The sequence below is a fragment of the Microcoleus sp. AT3-A2 genome, assembly GCF_036705685.1.
In the GTDB taxonomy this organism is placed as follows: domain Bacteria; phylum Cyanobacteriota; class Cyanobacteriia; order Cyanobacteriales; family Microcoleaceae; genus Microcoleus.
This window is the reverse complement of record NZ_JAUBVF010000123.1, coordinates 1-3,883: the sequence shown is the minus strand read 5'-3', so window position 1 is coordinate 3,883 and position 3,883 is coordinate 1. Positions and strand designations below refer to the sequence as shown.

At 42.3% G+C, this 3,883-nt stretch carries 3 protein-coding genes and 1 pseudogene; 2 read left to right on the top strand and 2 right to left on the bottom strand.

From position 1 onward, the window contains the following. The first annotated feature begins 152 nt into the window (after positions 1 to 152). On the top strand, positions 153 to 1,808 hold the full coding sequence (locus QUB37_RS29190) for an SWIM zinc finger domain-containing protein (protein ID WP_333168693.1): 1,656 nt from the start codon (positions 153 to 155) through the stop codon (positions 1,806 to 1,808). Positions 1,809 to 1,817: 9 nt separating this feature from the next. On the opposite strand, the gene QUB37_RS29185 is transcribed toward QUB37_RS29190, so the two are convergent. Continuing rightward, positions 1,818 to 2,123 carry a hypothetical protein gene (locus tag QUB37_RS29185; protein WP_333168691.1) on the bottom strand — a complete coding sequence of 102 codons (306 nt, stop codon included), beginning with the start codon at positions 2,121 to 2,123 and terminating at the stop codon, positions 1,818 to 1,820. Between the two features lie 172 nt (positions 2,124 to 2,295). Here QUB37_RS29185 and QUB37_RS29180 point away from each other — a divergent pair. Continuing rightward, a pseudogene (locus QUB37_RS29180) lies at positions 2,296 to 3,352 on the top strand (ISKra4 family transposase). A gap of 144 nt (positions 3,353 to 3,496) precedes the next feature. Here the strand turns inward: QUB37_RS29180 and QUB37_RS29175 are convergent. After that, the gene (locus QUB37_RS29175) at positions 3,497 to 3,715 is read right to left on the bottom strand and encodes a hypothetical protein (RefSeq protein ID WP_333168689.1); all 219 of its coding nucleotides are present in this window, start codon (positions 3,713 to 3,715) and stop codon (positions 3,497 to 3,499) included. Positions 3,716 to 3,883 lie beyond the last annotated feature (168 nt).

Genomic DNA, 3,883 nt, shown 5'->3' with positions numbered 1-3,883 from the left:
TAATTATAAAATGGAACCGAAAAATAAAAAATAAAGGTAACTTAGTTAATGCAGTTTAGATGTCGAACAGCTTATAAGGGTAAAGTCTTGGCGGCCTAATAGTCTGTGTATTTACGCCGAGCTGTACTAGCGCTGTCCTGCGTGGCAATATCGTGCAAGCAATAGTGGAGGGTTCTGCTGTGCAACCTTACCGTATTACGATAAACTTTGATGACGCTAATGTCGCATCATCAAATTGCACTTGTGCTTACGATCGCGTTGGGTGGTGTAAACATATTGTTGCTACCATGTTATTATGTCTGCGACAACCACAAATAATTGAGCAGCGCCCCACACTGGAACAGTTACTCGATCGCCTCAACGATGTACAAACCCAGCAATTAATACAAAATTTAGTAGAAAAGGAACCCTCACTCATTGATCCGATCGAACGATACGTTAACTTAAGTGCTATTCCTACGCCTCCACAGCAACCTACTAAAGTACCCCGTCGTACCTCCATTAATCCGGCTTCTTTTAGACAACAAGTACGACAAATTTTGCGAAATGCTGTGCGTTATTTCGACGAGGGATGGGGGGAAGAAGACCCCATTACAGAAGAACTTTGCGATGTGATTCAGCAAGCGCAGGAATTGATCGCAGAGGGAGATGGTAACAACGCCTTAGTAATTTTACAAGCCATCACCGCAGCTTGCGTTAAAGATTGGGATGACGTAGAAGAATATGGCGCTGAAAGTTCTGATATAGCTAACGCTTTGGATGAAGCTTGGACAGAAGCCATTTTAACGGCTGAACTAACTGCTGAAGAAGAGATCGATATTCAGGGGATGTTAGAAGCTTGGCAAGATGAATGGGATTGCGATTTCAGCATGAGCTTGAAAGCATTACGCCAAGGTTGGGATGACCCCCTAATTCAAGAGGTACTTCAAGGAAATATTACGGGGCAAGAAATAGGAGCTAATGAGGCACCAGAATGTGCTAAAAGCTTAGCATTAATTCGCTTGCAAATCCTCGATCGCCAGGAACGCTATCAAGAATACTTATACTTAGCGCAAGCAGAAAACTGCCCTCAACAATACTTGACGATGTTAAGTCGTTTGGGGAGAATAGAAGAAGCAGTGGAAGCTGCTGCTACTCAGATAAAATCAGCGGAAGATGCTTTTGCTCTTGCTCAAAGTTTACAAGCACAGGAAGCCCAAGCTGAAGCTCTAAAAATTGCTCAAACTGGGTTGAATTTGTCAGGCAATTGCCTTTATAAACTGGCAATTTGGACGAGTGAGTTGGCTGTTGAGTTGGGAGAAAACGAAGTTGCATTAAATTCTAGAATGCTAGTCTTTGAAATCAAACCATCCTTTGCTGATTATCTTTTAGTGAAGGAGTTTGCAGGAGACAGTTGGTCAACTGTGAAAGCAAATTTGTTAGCAACTCTGAGAAGTGATAGAAGTTGGGGAGTTTCTGAAGCAAAGGTTGATATTTTTCTCTATGAGCAACTTATTGAAGATGCGATCGCTGTTGCTGATGGCTTGAGTGGCTACGAATCGGCACTGATTCACCGAGTAATGGGGGCTGCGATCGCCCACCGCCCCGATTGGGTGATCGCCAATGCTTGTCGGCTTGCTGAATCGATTATGGATCGGGGGAAATCAGAGGACTACGATCGTGCAATTAAGTGGTTGGAAAAAGCCCGCGCTGCCTATTTACAAATGGGGCAAAATCTTCAGTGGTGTGCTTATCGTTCTCAACTTATGCAAATACACCATCGGAAGCGGAAATTAATGGGGATGCTGAAGAGTCCAGATTTAGATTGAGGCTGAAGTTTACCGTAAACCAGAACAAGTGAAAGCGGCCCAATAAAAAGGGTCAGCAAAAGGGAAATCTAAGCAACTAATTATTTCCAGTCGTTGCAAAGTTTTGTAATTGCGTGTTGCTGTTTCGGCCCGCTTTTCTTCCTCTTGTAGCCATTGCAGATAGTCGGCAGAACCTTCTGAATAGGAATTACGCTGGTTTTCGGCAAACTGGCGATCGCCCTCCGCCTCTTCAAATTTGCGTTCTAATAAATCACCAAGTTGGGGAGAATAGCAAGCGACAAATTCTGATCCAGAGAGCGATCGCAAAGGGAGCATCCCGATTTTGCAAGTATACAAAAGTATGATAAAATCCGCTGCTTTTGGGAAAAGCCAACACTTAGCTTCCTCCAAAAATATATTTTAGAGTCAATAAGCCATTTTATAGCAACTGAAGAATAGAGTGTCTCAAGAGTTACAATAGTCAATAAATAATTTTGAGGGACTCAAAATGACGCCTGACGAACAAGGACGTTTACAAGCTTATACTGCTGAAATCGCCAAAATTTTATACAGAAACACTCCCCCCGAAGCATTAGAGAGCCTGGAAACAATAGAAGGGCACCTGAGAAAACAATGGATAGAGATAGTGGGACCCCAAGTGGCTTTTTTTTATCAAAGAAACCACGGGAACAGACAAAGGACGCCCCCGAACAGTAAAAAGCTGTGTGGGTGAGTTAAAAATTACTGAAAAACAAGCAGAAAAATTAAATCTCAAAAAATCGACTCGCTTGGCCCCTTTTTTTGAGAAATGCTGACGGAGACAAGTGGCGCTGTTATCCTATTCCAAGGCATCTCAAGAAATTGAGGTACAGACGGGAGTCAAGATAGGTCATACCACTTTACATAGATTGGTAGAAAACCAAGAGTGGGTTGAACCAGTAGCCTCCGATCCCATTAAAGAAACCAGTGTGGATGGAGGAAAAGTGCGTATTAGAGGAGCAAAAGGAGAGGGTTCTCACTGGCTCGATTATAAAGCAGTTAGTCTTCATGACAGCTTTTATGGTGCATATTTTCTCCAGAATGAAGTGTTGATTGATTATGTGAATCGTCAGCCGTTAAATGCCCTACTGACTTGTGTAGGCGATGGACACGATGGAATTTGGAATATTATCGGTAAATTCAATCCGGATGGCAATCGCCGAGAAATCTTAGACTGGTATCATTTAGTAGAAAATCTGTACAAAGTAGCAGGGTCTAAGAAACGGCTTTCTCAAGCCAAAGAATTGTTGTGGCAAGGTCGTATAGATGAAACCATTAAGTTGTTTGAGTTGTGCAGTAGTCGTCAGACTACCAACTTTTGTAAATATCTAACAAAACATCGGAATCGAATTGTTAACTATCACCGATTGTCGGGTCAAAATATTTGTTTTATTGGGTCGGGAGCGGTGGAATCATTAGTGAAACAGATTGATAGAAGATTGAAAATTTCTGGCGCTCAGTGGGGGAGTAAAAATATTAATCAAATGCTCAAACTTAGGTGTGCTTACTTGAATGAATTAATTTAGAATATAGACACCTTTTCTATATTTTTCTTCCCAATTCCCATACTTTAAATACTCCTCTATCGCCAGTTCGGTTAGCCTGCGGGCGACAACTTTTCCGTTCTATCATGTAGCGCAGGGCGAAAAATTTTGGCTCATATCATACTTTTAACCATTTACAAAACCGGGATGCTCCCAGCAAATGCTTTTGTTCACCCATTCCCAGGTTTTATTTAAGGCTTCTAAATAATCGGGATGTGACACTCGCAGTAGTCCGGGAAGTTCCTGTAGTTCGGCGAGCAATCGATTCATCGCTTTGCGCCTTTGGGAGCTGTTTTGGGGATACTCGCATACCTCCTCAATTAGTTGGCGCAGCCGTTGATCCATAGGTGTTAAATTAATTATTTGAGTTCTAAACTCATTGTTGCACCGCTGGGAGATTCTCCGCTAACCAGAGGATGCTCTGTATTCTGCGTGCACCCCAGGGTAAACGCATCTAAATTAATTTGACAAACACCTAAATTTGTGCATTGCTAAATAACTAAAAAAACTTTC